Annotated in this window: 15 protein-coding genes; 2 read left to right on the top strand and 13 right to left on the bottom strand. The window is 60.4% G+C overall.

Features of this window, described 5'->3' with window-relative positions; translation table 11 throughout:
* Positions 1-7: 7 nt before the first annotated feature.
* The 13 genes from MHN28_RS15090 to MHN28_RS15030 form a co-directional block, all read right to left on the bottom strand.
* Positions 8-2,131 carry a NosR/NirI family protein gene (locus tag MHN28_RS15090; protein ID WP_239343504.1) on the bottom strand — a complete coding sequence of 708 codons (2,124 nt, stop codon included), beginning with the start codon at positions 2,129-2,131 and terminating at the stop codon, positions 8-10.
* A 598-nt stretch (positions 2,132-2,729) separates the two neighbouring features.
* Entirely contained in the window at positions 2,730-2,993 is a 264-nt protein-coding gene (locus MHN28_RS15085) for a hypothetical protein (RefSeq protein ID WP_239343178.1), read from the bottom strand.
* Positions 2,950-4,473 carry a nitrite reductase gene (locus tag MHN28_RS15080; RefSeq protein ID WP_239343176.1) on the bottom strand — a complete coding sequence of 508 codons (1,524 nt, stop codon included), beginning with the start codon at positions 4,471-4,473 and terminating at the stop codon, positions 2,950-2,952. Before MHN28_RS15080 ends, MHN28_RS15085 begins: the two co-directional genes overlap by 44 nt.
* A 76-nt stretch (positions 4,474-4,549) precedes the next feature.
* Positions 4,550-5,764, bottom strand: a complete 1,215-nt coding sequence (gene nirJ, locus MHN28_RS15075; RefSeq protein WP_239343174.1) for a heme d1 biosynthesis radical SAM protein NirJ — start codon at positions 5,762-5,764, stop codon at positions 4,550-4,552.
* Positions 5,765-5,767: 3 nt separating this feature from the next.
* Complete coding sequence (locus MHN28_RS15070) at positions 5,768-6,262, bottom strand: AsnC family transcriptional regulator (protein ID WP_239343172.1); 495 nt, start codon at positions 6,260-6,262, stop codon at positions 5,768-5,770.
* On the bottom strand, positions 6,259-6,708 hold the full coding sequence (locus MHN28_RS15065) for an Lrp/AsnC family transcriptional regulator (protein ID WP_239343170.1): 450 nt from the start codon (positions 6,706-6,708) through the stop codon (positions 6,259-6,261). Before MHN28_RS15065 ends, MHN28_RS15070 begins: the two co-directional genes overlap by 4 nt.
* On the bottom strand, positions 6,705-7,694 hold the full coding sequence (locus MHN28_RS15060; protein WP_239343168.1) for an AsnC family transcriptional regulator: 990 nt from the start codon (positions 7,692-7,694) through the stop codon (positions 6,705-6,707). Before MHN28_RS15060 ends, MHN28_RS15065 begins: the two co-directional genes overlap by 4 nt.
* Before the next feature lie 3 nt (positions 7,695-7,697).
* Positions 7,698-8,843 carry a cytochrome D1 domain-containing protein gene (locus MHN28_RS15055; protein ID WP_239343166.1) on the bottom strand — a complete coding sequence of 382 codons (1,146 nt, stop codon included), beginning with the start codon at positions 8,841-8,843 and terminating at the stop codon, positions 7,698-7,700.
* Positions 8,840-9,190 carry a cytochrome c gene (locus tag MHN28_RS15050; protein ID WP_239343164.1) on the bottom strand — a complete coding sequence of 117 codons (351 nt, stop codon included), beginning with the start codon at positions 9,188-9,190 and terminating at the stop codon, positions 8,840-8,842. Before MHN28_RS15050 ends, MHN28_RS15055 begins: the two co-directional genes overlap by 4 nt.
* Positions 9,183-9,944, bottom strand: coding sequence for a uroporphyrinogen-III C-methyltransferase (gene cobA / locus MHN28_RS15045; RefSeq protein ID WP_239343162.1), 762 nt, complete (start codon positions 9,942-9,944; stop codon positions 9,183-9,185). Before cobA ends, MHN28_RS15050 begins: the two co-directional genes overlap by 8 nt.
* Before the next feature lie 205 nt (positions 9,945-10,149).
* Complete coding sequence (locus MHN28_RS15040) at positions 10,150-10,551, bottom strand: plastocyanin/azurin family copper-binding protein (RefSeq protein ID WP_239343160.1); 402 nt, start codon at positions 10,549-10,551, stop codon at positions 10,150-10,152.
* A 54-nt stretch (positions 10,552-10,605) separates the two neighbouring features.
* Positions 10,606-12,393, bottom strand: coding sequence for a NapC/NirT family cytochrome c (locus tag MHN28_RS15035; protein WP_239343158.1), 1,788 nt, complete (start codon positions 12,391-12,393; stop codon positions 10,606-10,608).
* Positions 12,394-12,517: 124 nt separating this feature from the next.
* The gene (locus MHN28_RS15030; RefSeq protein ID WP_239343156.1) at positions 12,518-14,194 is read right to left on the bottom strand and encodes a cytochrome D1 domain-containing protein; all 1,677 of its coding nucleotides are present in this window, start codon (positions 14,192-14,194) and stop codon (positions 12,518-12,520) included.
* 235 nt (positions 14,195-14,429) lie between these two features.
* On the opposite strand from MHN28_RS15030, the gene MHN28_RS15025 reads away from it, so the two are divergent.
* Both MHN28_RS15025 and MHN28_RS15020 read left to right on the top strand, forming a co-directional pair.
* A complete protein-coding gene (locus MHN28_RS15025; protein WP_239343154.1) occupies positions 14,430-15,611 on the top strand; it encodes an NnrS family protein in 1,182 nt (393 codons plus the stop codon).
* A gap of 99 nt (positions 15,612-15,710) precedes the next feature.
* On the top strand, positions 15,711-16,160 hold the full coding sequence (locus tag MHN28_RS15020) for a cytochrome c (RefSeq protein ID WP_239343152.1): 450 nt from the start codon (positions 15,711-15,713) through the stop codon (positions 16,158-16,160).
* Positions 16,161-16,164 lie beyond the last annotated feature (4 nt).

Here is a 16,164-nt window from a genome sequence, read left to right as displayed (position 1 = left end):
TCCTTTTTTAGGAAACGGATTGCGGTTTGGCGTTCGGATGGTTCGCCGGTGGTTGTCCGAGTGGGGTCTTCATCTGGACCGACCCTGTCTTGGCCCGCCGTTTCAGTTGGCGGATAACGACGGGACATTTGTCCTCGGACTGGTAGAGCACCTGACAATGCAGGCAGGTGACGCACTCGTTCGGGTTGATCTCACCGGTGGGGTGGATCGCCTGAACGGGGCATTCGTTGGCGCAGGTCTGACAGGGGGTGCCGCAATCCTTGTAGCGGCGCAGCCAGTCGAACATGCGAATTCGGGCAGGGATCGCCAGCGCTCCGCCCAGCGGGCAGAGGTAGCGGCAGTAGAACCGTTCAATGAACAGCCCGATCCCCAGCAAGGTCAGCGCAAAGACCACAAACGGCCAGTCGCGCATGAATTTCAGGATGATTGCGGTCTTGAAGGGTTCGATCTCGGCATAGGTCTCGGCCAACGGGATCGAGACGAAGCTAAGGCCGAAGAGACCCAGGAAGATCATGTACTTTGCGGGCCACAGGCGTTCGTTCACACCCCAGGGCAGCGTCCACTGCGGCACCTTCAACGCGCGGGCGATCTTGTTGGTCAATTCCTGCAGCGCACCGAATGGGCACAGCCACCCGCAATAGGCTCCACGCCCCCAGAACAGCAGCGCGGCAGCGACAGCGAACCATTGGATGAAGACCAGCGGGTCAAGCAGGAAGGCATCCCAGCTGAATCCTGTTCGCAGGCTTCCGGCCAGTGCCATCAGGTTCACGACGCTCAGCTGCGCGTTGGCGTACCAACCGATGAAGAACAGGGTCATGGTCAAATAGCCGATGCGGAACCAGTAGAAGACCCGCGCGTTCATCGTCGCGTGGAATTGGAAGAAGAAGGTCGCCGTTAGGACCAGCAGCATGACGCCCAGAATGCCGATTTCGACGGTGCGGTCCTTCCAGATGCGTTTCCAAAGGGCGGCTTTGGCGGCAGCTTCACCGGTGGCGTCATCGACGACAGCAGGGGCCGCAACCGGCAGAAGGTACTGTTCCGGCAGCTTGTAGCCCAAATCGAAGGTCAGGAACGTCTTTTCAACGGCACCCACGGCCCGTTGCACCAGCAATTGCATGCGGAACGGCTCGGCGGGGTCAAACTCCGCCTCGGCGGGAATTTTGAAAATGTCCAGCTCGGTGAAGCTGGGCGCATCCGAAGCGGCGACCTTGCCCAGGCGCTCTTGCTGCTTGTCGAAGAACCGTACTGAATTGTCGCCCTGGATCAGCTGAATGCGGTCGAAGATGCCGCCGCGGACATAGCCTGAGCCCTTGAAGCTGTAGGCCCCGCGACCCAGCACCAGAATGGCCTGTTCGCCTTCGTCCAGCCACTGGGTCAGGTTCTGATACTCGGCCTCGCCCAACAGGGACTTGCCGATCGACGGGACCGAGACCAGCGCCAGATGCATGTCGATGAACGTGTCATCGGCCTCGCCGGGTTCGGGACGCGCGATGGCACGCTGATCACCGGTGGCCTCAAAGGCCGCGTTGACCTGGCCAACATCCAGCGTCAGTCGCCGGATTGAGCCGTTGCCGGACAGAGTGGTCCAGTCATAGGTGGCGTCCTGCGCCATATCGACTTCGCGTTTCGGGCCATCGGCCTGCAGCGGAGACAGGCCGCCCAGACCCAGCGCGCGGGCCACTTTGATGCCGCCGCGCACAAGGCTGTCATCAATCACCATGATCGTGACCGTCGCGCCCGAGATAATGTCGAGGTCGTGCCCCTCGCCGCCTGTCTCGGCTTCGACCTTCAGGTCAAGCCCGGCATAGCCTTCGGTCAACTCGACCATGCGCGAGTTGGGGATACCGATCAGAACAATGGGTTCCGAGTGCTTGACCAGTTTCACACCGGTTAGAACCGCATCGCCGTCGATCGCAGCAACAACGTGGATGGGCTTTCCGGAATATCCGGTGGTACCGACGAAGTCCGAGGTCAGGAAGGCCCAGGCGACGGTGTCACCGCCTTTCATAACCGGGGCAACGGGCACGTCGTCGCGCACGGGGCCAAAGGTATCGGCACCGGGAACCAGATCGGCGGGCGTGATATCGGGCAGGAAGCTGGCGAGGCTGTCGGCACGGGCGCTGATCGCCATCAGGCAGGACAGGGTAAGGGCCAGCAGGAAATGGATTGCGCGACTTACGACCACAGCGCACCTCCGGATACTTGGATTGACGCTATGGACGCGCGCGGGGCGCGTTCGGTGTTATTTTTGGGCGCAGCCGGGGGTCCTCGGGTTTCGGGCCACAGCCAGGCTGAACTGTAGGGTTCGCACAGGGAACGTATGCCGCGTTGCGCGATTTCGACAAATCCTACCCGATCAAGTTGCGGCAGATCTGGTACCGGCGCTACTGCCGTTATCGCGCACAAGGCGCAGTCGGCACATTTGGGACAGGGCGCGGTTGGGTCGCGATCTTCCTCCTCAAGGTCAACCTCTACCCAGACCGCCCCTGCCTCCGAGCAGATCTCCACCCACATGCTTGTGCCGGGACTCGCCAGCGCCGGGCCAAGCATTTGCAACAACAGCAGGAGGATGCCCACCAACGCACATGTCGCACGCAGGGCGCGATCAGGGAGATTGTGCAGAGGGTTAAGGGTGGGCATGGAGAATCCAACTCGGCGTTCTTTCCTGAGTCCTAGGGGATTCTCCCGCTCCGATACTTGACTTAGGTCAGGTCGCTGGAAATTCTCATTTATCCGTCAGCTTCGTCCATCAACCCGCGTACCCAGCGACCCGCCAGCCACGATGCCGGGACGCCCAAAGGGATCGACCACAGGATTGCGGTGACGGGTGCGATTACGCCAAAGCCCGCGCTGTTGGCGATCAGTCCCGCCAGAAACAGGTTGATGGCCACGGTCAGTGCCGTGGCCGGATAAAGCAGAATGGCCAGTTTCCAAACCGGCCATTTGCCTTCAGTGGCTGGTGCCTTCCGAGAAGGTGATTTTGTTCCAGACATTATACTTCCCCGAAGGTTTGCGCATCGGCAGGCGGCGGACTTCTTCCAGTGTCTGCGCGTCGTAAACGATCACTGCGCCATCATCTTCCCAGATCGAAACAAGCGCGTGGCGCCCATCCTTTGTGAACTCGACATGGGCCACGGTCTTGCCCGGCGCGGGGCGCAGAGTCTTCACGATCTCAAGGCTTTGCTTGTCGATCACATGCATCGCGTCCTTGTTCGGTCCAAAGAACACATCGGCCCAGACGTAGGGCGAGTTTTCATGGCTGCGCATGAAGAATCCCGGCCCTTCTGTCTTGATCCGTTTGACCGTTTCCCAGGTTTCCATGTCGATCACGGACACCGTGCCATCGGTCAGGTGCGGCGTGGCCATCACGGTGGTATCGCCGTGCCGCCAAGTGATGCCCGAGCCCAGATGCGGCATCCCCGGCAGGTCCAGATCGGCTACTTTCTGGCCGATGACCAGATCGATCACCTGTCCGCCCTTGCCGTCGCGGGATGCGCCCATCACATATTCATAACTCTGGTCAAAAAAGAAATCGTCCAGATAGTCGGGCGTTGTGATCTTGCGGACTGGAAAGGGGTTAGGGTTCTTGAACTGCCCTTCGATGCGGAAATCGTGGCCGATGCCGAACTGTGGGGGATTGTCGCCATAAAAGACTTCCCATATCTCGGGCACATCCTTGAGGGCCAGAACAAAGCTTTCCCGCGGAGGGGCCTGATAAACTGCCGAGACGCGGCTGGGTTTGCCCTTCTTGCTTTTGATATCGATAACTTTGGCGACCGAGAGGTCTTCGGTCGACAGCAGAGTCAGGCTGTTCGGCAGGTAGTTCGCCACGGCAACCCATTTGCCATCACCCGACATGGCGATGTTGCGGCTGTTGAGACCCGCGCGCACGCGGCCCACCTGTTTCAACGCCCAGATGTCGTATTTCTGTACCCAGCCATCGCGGGACATGATGAAGACATACCGCCCGTCGGGGCTGAACTTTGGGCCGCCATGGACGGCGAAGGGGGTTTCGAACCGGTCCAGAACCTCGAACGTGTCGCCATCCAGAACGCTGACATGGTGGTCACCGGTCTCAACTGCCAACGTGATGTTCATCGGGTCGCTGTCCCAGACCGGGGCGTCAACCGGGACATAGTCCTCGTCTAGTGACCGGCTGGCCATGATATCGGCCTCGTCCCATTCTGGATCATTTTCCAGTGGGGATTTCAGCCAGCCCGCCAGTTCCTCGATCTGCAGTGCATCCAGTTCGTGCGAAAATGCAGGCATCTGCGTGGCAGTACGACCTTCGGCAATCACGGCGGCCACACGCGGCCCGCGCATGCGCTTCAACGTCTCGGGGATCAGGGCCGGGCCCACGCCGCCCAGACGGTTCACACCGTGACACGAGGCGCAGTGTTCAGCATAGTCCGAAGGCGCGTCCGCCCAGGCTGCGCCGACGCTCAGGGCCGAAAACAGCAGTCCGACCTTCATCTTTCTCAAAATACTCCCGCCGGAGGCTCCCGCAGGCACCGCCCGCGCATCGTTAGAAGGATCAGAGTGAGCAGTGTCAAAAGAACTGATGCGCCGGATCATGACGTTTCCCCCGGAATGGCGTGACCTGCAGGCGTTCACCTTCGGCATCCACGCCAATTTCTTCGTTTGATAGATAGCAGGCCGGATCTTCGGCCCAGGGATCGCCGGTCACCTGCAAGGCCCGGATGCGGGTGTTGCCGCCACAGACGTCCTTGAGTTGACAGGCCCCGCAGCGCCCTTTCAACGGGCGCGGGCGGGTGCGCAGCATGGCCAACATCTGGTCGTCGCTGGTCCAGAGTTCGGAAAACGACCGGGTTTTCACATTGCCGACCGTGTAGTCGGACCAATAGGTGTCGGGATGCACGCGGCCCAGATTGTCGATATTCGCCACGCCCAGACCGCTGGAGTTGCCCCCCCATGCGGCCAGATGTTCGCGGACATGCGCCACTTTTTCGGCATCGAAATGCGTGCGAATCCAATTCAGGAAATACCCCGCATCGGCGTCGTTGTTGCCTGTCACGATGTCCAGCGGGCGCCCGCCCGAAACGGCCTCCCACGCGCGGTCCAGCAGCAGGTCGAGGCCCTTGCGGGTGCGCAGGTGTTCGGCGTCTTCGCCCCGGTTCTTGTCGCCACGACCGGCGTAGACAAGGTGAGACAGGTAGAACTTGTCGACACCCTCGTCGTCGCACAGTTGCAACAGGTCGGGCAAATGATGCTGGGTGCCCTCGGTCAGGCAGAACCGCAGGCCGACCTTGATGCCGCGCTTCTTGCATTCGCGCACGCCACGCAGAGCGTCGGCAAAGGCGCCGTCGACACCGCGGAACCAGTCATTCGTGGCCCCGATCCCATCCAGGGAAATGCCGACATAGTTGAACCCCACATCGGCGATCATGTCGGCGGTTTCGTCGTAGATCCGCGTGCCGTTGGTCGACAGCGCCAGCATCGGCACCAGTTCACGGGCGCGCTTGGCAATATTAAAGAAATCGAACCGGTCCAGCGGCTCCCCACCCGAGAGGATCAGGGCAGGAACGCGAAATTGGCCCAGATCCTCAAGGGTTACCATGGCTTGCTCATGGCTGAGCTCACCGGGGAACGCCACATCCGCCGAGACGGTGTAGCAATGGCGGCATTTCAGATTGCAACGCCGCGTCAGGTTCCAGATCACCACTGGTTTCACTGGTCCGGGGCGGCGTTTGCGCACCGGGGTCGGTTTGACCAGTTGGTGCATATATTCGGTCAGGCGGAACATGTCTCAGCCTTTCGCTTGCTCTTTGGATTTCAGGCGCAATCCGGTCTTTTTCAGGATGCGCGTGGAATAGAGGATATCTTTGGCTCGGCAGGTATCGCCCAGAATTGCCGTGATCTCGGCCCGTTTTTCTTCGACCTCATCGCGGTCTTTTCCGTGGACCATAGCGAACAGGTTATAGGGCCAGTCGGGTAGGGCGCGGGGGCGTTCATAGCAATGGGTGACAAATGGCAGCGCACCGATTTGGGCACCCAAGTCGGTGATGCGGGCGTCTTCGACATCCCAGACGGTCATGCCGTTTGAGGTCATGCCCAGCTTGTAGTGGTTGGGCGCGGCGGCGATGCGACGGATCACACCGCGAGATTTCAGTTCGGCCAGACGGTGCAGCAGCGCGTCCTCGTCGATGCCAAGCCTGTCCGCCACCTGCGCATAGGGTGCGGGCACCAGGGGCAGGCCACCTTGCAGCGCCTCGATAATCTCTCTGTCTTTTGCGTCGATCATGCCGCCACCCGGAAGCCGATGAAGAATTCCTGCAGTTTGGGGAAACGGAGAACCTGGGTCCCCGTTTCCCGTTCGATTGCATCGGCGGCGGCCTCGATCCCCTCGGGCGTTTCGGTGGCCAGCACGAACCACATGTTCAGCCGGTGCGTACGCTCATAATTATGGGCAACCTCGGGGTGCGCATTGACTTTGGTCAGGACGGTTTCGAATTTCTCGGCCGGAACCGCCATTGCGCACAGGCAAAACGCGCCCCCCATTGCGGCGGCGTCGAAGAAGGGACCAAAGCGGGTGATCACGCGGTCTTCTTTCATGCGCGCCAGACGTGCCAGCAGGTCATATTCCGACAAACCCAGTTCTTCGGCTACCGCGGCATAGGGGTGCGAAATCAGCGGCAGATCGTCCTGCATCCGGTTCAGAATTGCCCGGTCGGTGGCGTCAAGCGTCATGCCGCGGCCTCCTTTGTCTGGATCAGCGCGCCGGTTTGTTTGAAACAGCGGGTCGAGAACAGCACTTTATGCTGCGCGCCGAACAGTTCCGGCAGGGCACGTGCGCGGGCCAATACCTCAAGCGCTTCGCTGCGCGAACGGGCGTGGATCATGGAATAGAGGCGGTAAGGCCAGACACCTTCGATTGGGCGCCGCTCATAGCACAGCGTCACGCCGGGGTGGGCTGCAAGGGCGGGCCCGGCAGTGTCGATCTGTTCGGCGGGCAAATCCCAGACGACCATCGCATTGGCCGACCAGCCAAGCGCACGATGGCGCACAATCACCCCAAGGCGTGAGATTATGCCGGCACTGTGCAGCGCCTCGATCCGCGCCATCACTTCTGCTGTTTCGCGGTCCAGTGACCGGGCCAATTCGGTATAGGGTTCAGCAACCACAGGCAGCCCGGAACTGAGGGCCTGCAACAAGGCCCGGTCGCCCACTTGCAGGGCCGAGCAATCAACCTGCCGTGGTCCGGGCACATTGCGGACCTCGCCAGACATGCGAAAACCCAGATCCACGTTGAACGGGCGCACAAGTCGCAGGTCCAGAACCAGCAGCCCGGTGCGCTGTGCGATCCGCGCCAGCGTGTCGTCGACATGCGCGCGATCCGGGCCAGTGGCCACGAACCAAAGGTTCCAGTCATCTTCGCGCTGGTAGTTGTGGTTTACGCCCGGTTCGGCATCGATCAGAGCGGCGACCTCTTCCAACCGCTCGCTCGGCGCGGCGACAGCGGCCAGAGTGCTGGCTGAAACCGCCCCCGGAGCGATTGTTGCGCCCACCCGTGTTATCCTACCTGTTGCCCGCATCCGGGTCAGACGGTCAAGGACCTCGGTCTCGTCCAGTCCAAGCGTGAAAGCCAACACCTGAAAAGGGCGCTCGGTTACGGGAAAGTCGCGCTGAAACTCGTCCAGCAGGCGGCGATCGATCGGGTCGGTGATATGTTCCATCGCTTACAACCCCGTTCTGTGCGCACGGGCGGTGAAGAAGATGCCCGAGGGGCTGTCGGCATCGATCTCGCGCAGTTTTTTAAAGGTCTGGGTGTCGTAGACCATGACCTTGTTGGCATCGCGCACGCTGATCCAAACCTCATGCCCGCGCGGAGTGAACTCCATGTGCAGCACCGCCGGACCCGGTTTGAACTCGTGGATGATCTCTTTGCTGACGCTGTCGATCACCTGAATCGTGTCATTCAGCGGATGCGCGAAATTCACCCAGACCTGACGCCCGTCGGGGCGCGCCATGGCAAAGACCGGCTGGCCGTGCGTCTTGGTGCGCCCGGTTTCGGTCAGAGTGTCAGAGTCGATCCACAAAACCTCGTGATGGCCAACGGCGGGCAGGACGAATTCGCGCCCGGTCAGCGCCCAGCCTTCGAGGTGGGGCATCTTGTAGACCGGCATCTCTTCCTGTCCGCGCCCATAATCGGGCAACACGCGGATCGGTTCGGGGTTGTCGGCCCAGAGGTCCAGCGCGGTCAGACCATCCTCACCGAACAGGCCGGTGATATAGGTGCGGCCATTGGCGGTGATCAGCGCGTCATAGGGGTTTTTGCCCATGTCGGGGATCTTGATGATCTCGGGGTCGCCCTTGGCGAAATCGGCAATCCATGTCTCGCCCGTGTCCCACATGGTGAAGACGAACCGGCGACCGGGTGCATCGACAAGACCGATGGTTTTGCTGTCCGTGGGGATGTCGGCAACCATTTCCAGCGTGTCCGCATCAAAAACGCGCACGCCGCCGGGTTCGTAATTCGATACTGCCACCAATTGGCCGTCGTCCGAGATCGCGCCGCCAATGGCGTTGCCGGCCTGCACGACACGGTTCACGATCTGACGGGTGACGATATCGACCTTTGTCAGCCCGCCATCGCGCCCGAACACATAGGCAAAGCGCTCATCCGGTGAATAAACCAGCGAGGCATGGGACAGATCGCCCAGCCCTTCGATCCGGGCCAAAGCCGCCCGGTCAGATTGATCAACCAGCAGAACCGAACCCTTGGCGCGTTCGATCACCAGCCCCAGGTCTCCGGTGGCGGTGGGTTCCGCTTGCGCCGTTGTCATCATCAGAGCGGCCGCAAGGCTAAGGATGAGGTGTTTCATTGTGCCTCCGATTCCAGAAGGTAACGGGCGATCCATTCGGCCTCTTCCTCGCTGATCAGAGGCCGCCATGGGGGCATTGCCGTATCAGGGATGCCGTCGAGGATGACGCCGGTCAGAACGTCCGCGTCATAATGCTCCAGAGTTTCCGATCGCAGATCCGGACCAAGGCCACCTTTGAGGCTCAGCCCATGGCAGGAACCGCAATCCTGGTGGACAAGGCGTTTCAGGGCGTTGGGGTCAATCACGTCAGCGGCAAGGGCCGACGTTGCGATCAGCACTGCCGTGGTGAGAACCGCGCGCGAGGTCCAGGCCGGAAGCCCGCCGATCATATGGGCAACGCTATCCATGGGCTTGCTCCAACAGGTCAGCCACGGGGCGATCCGCGTACAGTGAAACCACCTGTCCGATGATAAACAGCGTCGGGGCCTTCAGGTCGGCATCCCGCACATCTGCAGCGAGCTGATCGAGGCGCGACACAAGGCGGCGTTCGTCTGGCGTGGTCGCTTTGCCAACGGCCAGAACAGGGGTCGAGCCGGGCAGGTTTTCAGTCATCAGCCCCATGGCAATCTGGCCGATATTGGCGACCCCCATATAGATCACCAGAGTGGTTGCGGGATCAGCCAGGCGTTTCCAGTCGAGATCCAGCACCTTGTCCGCCTGCCGGTGGCCGGTGATGTACTGGACCGAGGTCGCCAATCCGCGATGGGTCAGCGGTACACCGGTCGAACAGGATGCCCCCTGCGCCGCCGTGATACCCGGCGCGTATTCGACTGCGATACCGTGGGCCATCAGATAGGCGGCCTCTTCCGAGCCGCGGCCAAAGATCATCGGATCGCCGCCCTTGAGGCGGGCAACGGTGTGGCCTGCGCGGGCTTCCTCGACCAGAATGGCATTGATGCGATCCTGGGGGACGGTGTGGCATTTGGGGGCCTTGCCCACAGGGATCAGCCGCGCGTTTTCGGCGTGCATGGCGAGGATGTCGGCCGAGACAAGACGGTCATAAACAACCACATCGGCTTCTTGCAGCATACGCAATGCGCGCAGGGTCATCAGTTCGGGGTCGCCAGGGCCAGCGCCTATCAGAAAAACCTTACCGCTCATGTGCAAACTCGCTTGTTCTGAATGTCTTCGGAACCCGGGATTTCCTGCCGTTTCCATGCGCGCTTGTGGGACGTTGCTGGGTGAGCCGGGCGTGTCATGACGGCAGACTGGCGCAATCCCAAACCAACCTCCTTGACATAAGTTAAGGAGCGCGGGATTTGCGCCCGCGCTCCTTTCTTCATGCCTGTTTTTATTCTGCCTCGGCTCAGGGTTCGACGGTGACCATTCCGATCATATTTTGTGTTTCCCAATGCGGGCCGCACAGGTATTCCTGCGGGCCGGGCGTGAGGAAGGTCAGATCAACTGTTTCCTCGGGGAACAAGCGGTCGCTTTCGGGCTCACTGCCATCCTTCAGCAGGACCGAGTGGCTGGTGCGTTTGTCCACGTTCACCCAGCGCACCGTGGTGCCCGGTTTGACGGTCAGTTCGGCGGGACAGAAATTGTATTTGTACATCAGGACCACTTCGGCGTCCTCAACCGCCGATGAGGGTTGGCCGAACAGCTCGGCATAGCGTTCTTCGGCCTCAGCACAGATCGTGGCGGCCTCGTCCGCGAATGCAGGCGCGGCCAGAAGCAGCAGCGCAGGAAGAAGGCGGTGGGGTTTCATCGTCCATGTCTCCTTTCCGAAAAGGATAGGGGCCGGATTACCCGGCCCCTACTGTCACTGTTTCACCACGTTGATTGCTGCAGCATCATCATCCAGTGCGAGGCTGGTGTTCAGCGTCACATGGTGGAAACGGGCGGCGGCAAAGTCGTCGTGGATCGCAAAGCCGACCGTGTAGGTCTGACCCGGCTCAAGCGGGACATCGCCCGGTGCGCCGGAATTCAGCGGCCGCGAGAAGACGACAGTCCACATGCCACCGGACAGGTTGGCCGAGGCGGCGATTTCACCGTCATTGACCACGCGCTGTTCCAGCAGATAGCCGTTCGTTGCGCTACCGTCGGCGTAGACACGCATCAGGTCCAGATAGGTGCCATCGTCCAGGTATTGCTCGATCTGCGCTTCGGCCTCCAGCTGGTCCCAGCCGCCCAGCGGCTTGCCACGCCGGCCTTTGACTTCGACCTTGGTGCGGCTTTCGCTGATGTATTTGCTCACCGTATCCTGAGTGCTCATACGGCTTGTGAAATCACCATTGGCGGCAATCGCATCCGAGCCGGGATCAAAGGGCATATAGGTGTTGTCAGCGTGGCACGAGGCCCAGCAACCCACCTGCTCACCCAACTCGATTCCGGTGCCGGTGATCATCATGGCGACCTTGATCTGGTTGTCCGGGTCCATCTTGCCGCCATCCACGAACGGTGCCGGGTTGTGGCCCGCATCCGGCCATTGCAGGCGGATGTACAGGTTTTCATCGTCATGAGTTGCCTGAACGGTTGCGTCGATCACACCGCGCTTGCCAGGGATCGGCGTTGGTTCCAGCTCACCGCCGGCGACGATCTTGTTGCCGATCGTGTCCAGTTCCTTGGCGTGGCAGGTCGTGCATTGATCGCCACCTTTGGTCAACGGACGGGCACCGCCGTGGAACTTGCCGTTCTGCACCCATTCGAACGAGGCCTGACCGGGGTAGAACAGTTTCAGGTCCGCGCTTGCAACGGCATTCCAGTTGACGTCGCCACCGACATCGCTGCCACCACCACCTGCGGGGGCTGCGGCTTCTTCTCCGTTTGCTTTTGAACGCTCTTCGGCAACGGCTGCGTCAACGGCGGCTGCGATCTGGGCCTGTACGGCCTCGTGCTGCGCTGCTTTGGCGGCTTTTTCAGCTTCGGCTTCGGCAGCTTCCTTGGCTTCGATCTTTGCAAGGCTGGCCAGATATTCCGGCGGGATCGGACGAATAAAGTCCGGGTTCGGTGCTTCCAGCTCTTCCAGATACTCCTCGTCGGCCCGGTCACGGGCATCCGAGTGGGCAATCCCCTTGTGACAGTCGATACAGGTCTGGCCGATCTCCATCGCATTCAGGTGCTGCTGACGCGCACGGGGTTTCTGGAACTCGGGCATCATCGATTCGAAATCGTGGCAGTTGCGGCATTCGCGCGAGTCGGTGGCTTTCATCCGCTCCCATTCATTCATGGCCAGATGCACACGCTTGGCCTCGAATTTCTCACGCGTGTTGATGGTGCCGACGACCTTGCCATACAACTCTTTGGACGCTTTGATCTTGCGGATCATCTTGTGGGTCCAGTCCTTGGGCACGTGGCAGTCGGAACAGACTGCGCCCACGCCGGACCGGTTCACGTCATGGATCGTGCCGGTGTATTCCTCGTAAACGAAATCGCGCATCTCGTGGCACGAGATGCAGAAGTCTTTGGTGTTGGTGGCTTCCATGGCGGTGTTGAACCCGCCCCAGAAGATGATGCCGCCGGCAAAGGCCGCGGCAATACCGGCCACGGGCATTCCCCACAGGAAATACCGGCGCCAGATCGGTGGTTTCTTATCCGGTTCGGAGGTCATATCCGGGCTCCGTTTTGGCTGTCTTGTCTGGCCCTGGGTGGCAGGCCGGTGAGTTTGGCTGATTGGTCAAACGAGGAAAGGGCGGGCGAGGGGCCCGCCCTTTCCGGTTTTTGCTGCGAACCCGTCAGGTAACGTGGTTCGAACGGTTGTAGACGTTGAACTTGCCGGTTGGGGCAAAGAGCCCTTCGATGCGGCCGATTTCTTCCAGCGTCTTGGCGTCGAAGATCACGATCTGACCGTTGGGCTCCAGCGAGTCCGACAGGTTCCACTTGGAAACCCAGACCTCGGTCCCATCCGCGTTGAATTCAAAGTGAACAGCGGCGCTGCCTTCGTCTTCGGTGATCTGGATGGTTTTCACGATCTCGCCGGTCTCTTTCGAGATGACCTGAACCGATTGCTGCACTTCCGGTTCGGGGTGCTTGGTCTGGTCAGCCCAGATGTAGTCCGAATTCGGGTGAGTACGGACAAACAGGCCGGGGCCGTCGGTTTCCACTTCGTAGCAGGTTTTCCAGGCCTGATCCGGATGACCTTCCGGGTCGTTACCCCAGACGGTTACGGTGCCAACACCAAGGTGGGTTGTACCGGCGACCGGGCCGCAATTCGGGTCAACCCAGTTGGCGCCCGGACCAGGGTGCGGCAGCGCGGCTGTGTCGATCATCGCCTCAAGCTTGTGGGTTTCGGTATCGACAACCACCATCTTGTTCGACGCGTTTGCGGCGATCTGGAAATAGCGGCCTGTCGGGTCGAAGAACCCGTCATGCAGGAACTTGGCGCTGTCGATCTTGTCGATCCGCAGGTTGTCCAGATCGGTATAGTCGACCTGCCACAGCTGACCCAGTTCTTTGATGGCGACAATCCAGGTCGGCTCGTTCGGCGTAGTGTAGATCGCGGCCACGCGGGCCTCTTCCACATAGTCGCCGTCCACGTTCACACCGCGGGTCGATACAACCTTGACCGGTTCCATTGTCTGGGCATCAACGATTGCGAAGTGCGGCGGCCAGTAACCACCACCGATGACGTATTTGCCGTCGCCGGAAACGGCCACGTCACGGGCGTCATAGGCGATCTTGACTTCCGAAACCAACATGTTCTCAGGCTTCTGCCAGAGGTCGATCTTGGTCATCTTGCCGTCGCGGCCCATTGTGTACCAGAAACGGCCGGGATGTTCTGGTTCAGTGATCGAGTGGTGCTCGGACGCCTTCAGAACGTGCACGGCATAACCGGTCGGGATGTGTGTCAGCACTTCTTTGGTGTCGCCGTCGATAACAGCCACCTTACCTACGTCACGCTCGATGACGACGAAGAAGTTTTCCCAGTTGCGGCCATGCAGTGGCTCGGTCGGATAGTCGGCTTCTTCGACATAGACCTTGCGGGTGGCTTTCATCTGTTCCAGCGACATCTCTGGCGGCTTGGGTGCCTCCATCTGGATGTACGTCGCCATATCCTTGATTTCCTGCTCGGTCATGATGTCCGAGAAGTTGTTCATACCGCCTTCGGTGCCCCAGGCGATAATCTTTTCCAGACGTTCCTGGCCCAGTTGCAGGGTGCCGCCTTCGGTCACAGTGCCGTCGGCTGCGGTTTTCTTCCAATGTGGTTCAAGGCTTTTGCCGGTGGCGCCTTTGCGCAGAACGCCGTGACAGCCTGCGCATTGTTCAAAATAGAGCTGCTTGGACGATTCAAACGCTTCGTCGCTTAATGTTGGCTCTTCGGCAAAGGCTGGCGCGGCGACGCTGCCAAGAAGCATCGCCAAACCGACCCCAAAGGCGCGGCCAGTTTTGTTGTAGCTGATTCCAAGTGACATGATCACTCTCCATTTGCTGGTGAGGCGGGTCCAAGGGTGGAACATCGCGGGATTGTGATCCTTGACGAAAGTCAACACCGGGGGTGCAATCCGGGTGTCTGGTGCGAAAAAACTGTCAAAAAACCATCGGAAAATCTGTGTTTTAGGAACATGTTTTGCGCGGGTTTTGATTTTGGTTAAGTGAAGCGGATCGGCCGACTGCTAGAGCTTGGGCAAACGACCAAGGAGAGCAGTCATGCCCGCAGTCATCACCCGTATTCTTGGTGAGGGGTTCCGAGTATTCTTTCTGTCCGCCGGGCTGTACGGGCTGTTTGTCGGTCTGGTCTGGGGCTTATGGCTGACAGTACCCTACATGGCACCGGATTACGGCATGACCCCGCCGATGTGGCACGCGCACGAGATGATCTTTGGCTATGCTACCGCGGCGCTGGGCGGGTTCTTTCTGACGGCGGTGCCGAACTGGACAGGTGCGCCTGACGCGCGCGCGCGGTTTATAACTCTGGCAGCCGGATTGTGGCTGGCCGGTCGTATGGCGATGTGGTTCTCGGGCATGCTGTCCCCGGTTCTGGTGGCGGTTGTCGATCTGGCATTCGTGCCGATTTTGGCCGCCAAGATTGCCACACAACTGATCCGCCGCCCGAAACCGCAGAACATGATTTTCCTGCTGTTGCTCAGCTTTATCTGGATCGCGGACCTGCTGACCCATCTGGAATGGATGGGGATCACGGATGATACGCTGCAAACCGGCCTGCGGGCAGGTTTGATGACCCTGTGCGCCATGATCGCGATTCTGGGCGGGCGGATCACGCCGGCCTTTACCCGAAACGCCATGAAACGCGCCGGTGCGCCCGAAGCTGACTGGCCGGTTTCCGTCGCGCGCTTGGACAAGGCGGGCATGATTCTGGCCCTGATTTTGCCGCTGGGCGTTCTGGTGTTTGGGGCGGCACCCGCAGCCGGTGCTCTGGCGCTGGTGTTGGGGGCTGTGCAAATCCTGCGCATGGCGCGCTGGAGGACCAAATGGGCTGCGCGGCAACCGATCCTGCTCGCGTTGCATTTGGGGTTGGGCATGCTGGCACTGGGCCTGATCCTTTGGGGGTTGGCGGTGCTGGGTGTAGGTGACGAGGTTGCGGCCCTGCATGTACTGGGCATCGGCTGCGTTGGCGGTATGACCCTGGCGGTCATGAGCCGTGCCGCGCTGGGGCATAGCGGCCGCGCACTGATCGCGCCCGGACCGATGGTCGTGGCTTATGGTCTGATGGCCGTGGCCGCTCTGTCCCGCTGGGTCGGCGCAGAGCTGAATGCGGGCTATATGGTTGCGATGCTGCTGTCGGACGGCCTGTGGATCACCGCATTTGCGTTGTATTTGTTCGCCATGTGGCCCGCTTTGACGAAACCCCGGGCGGATCGTGCGGCCTGAATTTGAATTCCTTTCGCGTGTCTTGACTTTCGTTAAGGCGGTCCTATGGCCCGGTCGCCATTCTGGCTTCACTAGCTAATCGGCGCAAAGGAGAGCGCGATGCGAGAAGTCATGACCAAGAGCATGGCCCGCAATATATTCTATGGCGGGTCACTGTTCTTTATTCTTATCTTTCTGGCCCTGTCGGCCCATTCCCACTGGTATATCGTGAACTCCGAGAATTCGGCGAAGCTCAATGATAGTGTGGTTCGGGGCAAGCACGTCTGGGAAAAACACGCCTGTATCAACTGTCACTCGATAATGGGTGAAGGTGCCTATTTTGCCCCCGAGGTCGCCAATGTGATGACCCGGTGGGATGTTCTGGACGATCCTGATCAGGCCTTTGAGGTTCTCAAAGGTTGGATGGAGTCTCAGCCTACGGGCATCGAGGGACGCCGGCAGATGCCCAATTTCAACCTCAGCGACGAAGAGATCCGTGATCTGGCGAACTTCCTGATCTGGACGGACAATATCGACGCTCAGGACTGGCCCCCGAATGATGCGGGCTGAGAAG

It is taken from the genome of Ruegeria sp. Ofav3-42 (assembly GCF_022347725.1).
Classification (GTDB): Bacteria; Pseudomonadota; Alphaproteobacteria; order Rhodobacterales; family Rhodobacteraceae; genus Ruegeria.
This window is presented reverse-complemented; position numbering and strand designations above follow the sequence as displayed.

Bases quoted from the DNA above. Each gene is read 5' to 3' on its own strand.
- MHN28_RS15090 (WP_239343504.1), bottom strand. From the start codon at position 2,131: ATGGCGATCAGCGCCCGTGCCGACAGCCTCGCCAGCTTCCTGCCCGAT.
- MHN28_RS15085 (WP_239343178.1), bottom strand. From the start codon at position 2,993: ATGTCTGGAACAAAATCACCTTCTCGGAAGGCACCAGCCACTGAAGGC.
- MHN28_RS15080 (WP_239343176.1), bottom strand. From the start codon at position 4,473: ATGAAGGTCGGACTGCTGTTTTCGGCCCTGAGCGTCGGCGCAGCCTGG.
- nirJ (WP_239343174.1), bottom strand. From the start codon at position 5,764: ATGTTCCGCCTGACCGAATATATGCACCAACTGGTCAAACCGACCCCG.
- MHN28_RS15070 (WP_239343172.1), bottom strand. From the start codon at position 6,262: ATGATCGACGCAAAAGACAGAGAGATTATCGAGGCGCTGCAAGGTGGC.
- MHN28_RS15065 (WP_239343170.1), bottom strand. From the start codon at position 6,708: ATGACGCTTGACGCCACCGACCGGGCAATTCTGAACCGGATGCAGGAC.
- MHN28_RS15060 (WP_239343168.1), bottom strand. From the start codon at position 7,694: ATGGAACATATCACCGACCCGATCGATCGCCGCCTGCTGGACGAGTTT.
- MHN28_RS15055 (WP_239343166.1), bottom strand. From the start codon at position 8,843: ATGAAACACCTCATCCTTAGCCTTGCGGCCGCTCTGATGATGACAACG.
- MHN28_RS15050 (WP_239343164.1), bottom strand. From the start codon at position 9,190: ATGGATAGCGTTGCCCATATGATCGGCGGGCTTCCGGCCTGGACCTCG.
- cobA (WP_239343162.1), bottom strand. From the start codon at position 9,944: ATGAGCGGTAAGGTTTTTCTGATAGGCGCTGGCCCTGGCGACCCCGAA.
- MHN28_RS15040 (WP_239343160.1), bottom strand. From the start codon at position 10,551: ATGAAACCCCACCGCCTTCTTCCTGCGCTGCTGCTTCTGGCCGCGCCT.
- MHN28_RS15035 (WP_239343158.1), bottom strand. From the start codon at position 12,393: ATGACCTCCGAACCGGATAAGAAACCACCGATCTGGCGCCGGTATTTC.
- MHN28_RS15030 (WP_239343156.1), bottom strand. From the start codon at position 14,194: ATGTCACTTGGAATCAGCTACAACAAAACTGGCCGCGCCTTTGGGGTC.
- MHN28_RS15025 (WP_239343154.1), top strand. From the start codon at position 14,430: ATGCCCGCAGTCATCACCCGTATTCTTGGTGAGGGGTTCCGAGTATTC.
- MHN28_RS15020 (WP_239343152.1), top strand. From the start codon at position 15,711: ATGCGAGAAGTCATGACCAAGAGCATGGCCCGCAATATATTCTATGGC.